This is a genomic window from Actinokineospora sp. (genome assembly GCF_050699995.1).
Lineage (GTDB): Bacteria > Actinomycetota > Actinomycetes > Mycobacteriales > Pseudonocardiaceae > Actinokineospora.
On sequence record NZ_JBOHGC010000220.1, the window covers coordinates 1 to 1519 of the forward strand.

The 1519-nt window shown below is 70.2% G+C and carries 3 protein-coding genes; all 3 read right to left on the minus strand.

What is annotated here, in order from left to right:
• Positions 1-168: 168 nt before the first annotated feature.
• Genes ACRDSQ_RS11985 through ACRDSQ_RS11995 form a run of 3 tightly spaced genes read right to left on the minus strand, consistent with a single transcriptional unit; the run spans position 169 to position 1468 of the window.
• A complete protein-coding gene (locus ACRDSQ_RS11985) occupies positions 169-972 on the minus strand; it encodes an IS91 family transposase (protein ID WP_431420971.1) in 804 nt (267 codons plus the stop codon).
• Between the two features lie 6 nt (positions 973-978).
• Positions 979-1320: a transposase zinc-binding domain-containing protein gene (locus tag ACRDSQ_RS11990; RefSeq protein WP_431420973.1), complete on the minus strand. Its 342-nt coding sequence runs from the start codon at positions 1318-1320 to the stop codon at positions 979-981.
• Between the two features lies 1 nt (position 1321).
• Complete coding sequence (locus tag ACRDSQ_RS11995) at positions 1322-1468, minus strand: tyrosine-type recombinase/integrase (protein ID WP_431420975.1); 147 nt, start codon at positions 1466-1468, stop codon at positions 1322-1324.
• Between the last annotated feature and the right edge of the window lie 51 nt (positions 1469-1519).

A 1519-nucleotide genomic window follows, 5' to 3' on the forward strand; every position in this document is an offset into this window, starting at 1 on the left:
GTGACCGGCCAGGTCAAGGTCGGGGGCGGCGTCGGGTGAAGGCGTGTACAGGCCACGACGAGTGAGCCAGGCAAGGTGGGGCCGTGCTGTCCGGTGAGTGGCGTCGGACAGGATGCCCAGATGGGTGTGGTACTCGCGCGCGTGATCCCGAGGCCCGTCCGGCTGCGCTCAGGGGCCGGCCGACCCGGCGGTGAGCCCCGGGGCCACGCCGACCGAACGGTCCAGCGAGACGAGCGCACCGATCGCGACGTCTCCTGGCCAGACCACGCGGCAGAATCGCAGTACGCCTCCGCAGTGACGGCAGCGCAGGGTCGCGGCCGCTTCGAGCGTGGTCTCCGGTGCCGGCACGGCGAATCCATGCGCCAGTTCGATGCGGGCTTTCACCTCCTCCAAAGGGACCGACGAGCTCGGGGAGAGGAACCCGTAGTACCGCACCTTCATGAACCCGCGCGGGCGCACGTGCTGGAGAAACCGGCGCATGAACTCCATGATCGGCAGCGTCATGGTGCGCGGCCGGTGACTGTGCGGCTGGTGGTACCGGAAGCGCACGTGATGCTCATCGACCTGCACGATGCGGCGCTCCGAGATCGCCACCTTGAACACGTACTGGGCACGGTACTCGATCGCCCCGCGCCCGTCGCCCGCGGCCGGGCCGTTGACGTTCCACTCCATGGCCCAGACCTCGCCCGGCGTCGCCCCGAGTAGCCCGTGCCGGTCGAGCGCGTCCCGCACCTTGGCCCGAAAGATTCTCGACAGCGCCCGCACGGGCAACGAGAACCCGGGGCGGGCCGGATGCCCGCGCCCGTCGACTCGACTCAGCGCTCCGCCCGGCACGACATAGTGGATGTGCGGATGGTACTGCAGGGTCCGCCCCCAGGTATGCACGACGCCGAAGAAGCCGGCAAGGTCGCCTCCGATGTGCCGGGGGTCGGCGGCCAGCGTCTTGATCGCTCCCGAGGAGGCTTCGAACAACGCGCCCTAGCCGACCTTCTGAGGTCGCCGCCGGAAGGCCCGCAGCGGCGCCGGGACCGTGAAGGTGAGCAAGCAGTGTTCGCCGGGCAGGTGCCGCGCCCGGTGCCGCTCCAGCCACCGGAGGCCTTGGCCCTGCTGGCAGCCCGGACAGTGGCGGTTGCCGCAGGAGCGCGGGATCACGTGCGGCTGCCCGCAGGCGTCGCACGAATAGAGCGTCACGCCCGCCGCCTCGGTCCGGCACGCGATGATGGCCGCGCTCACCCTCCTGTGGGCCCGGGGCATGGCGTCGCCGAACCGGTCGAGGTACGCCGGGCCGTGCGTGCGGAAAAGCTCCTGGAGGAGGCCCATCTCACAGGCCCTCCATGACCCGGTCGATCAGTGCACAGGCGTCCTCCTGGCCTTTGGAGGTGAGGGGCAGATAGATCATGGTGGTCTCCAGGCTGGCGTGGCCCAGGTTCTTCTGGATCACCCGGAGGTTCACCCCGGCTTCGAGCAGATGGGTGGCCTAGCAATGGCGCAGGGTGTGGACGGAGACCGCCCGCTTGCG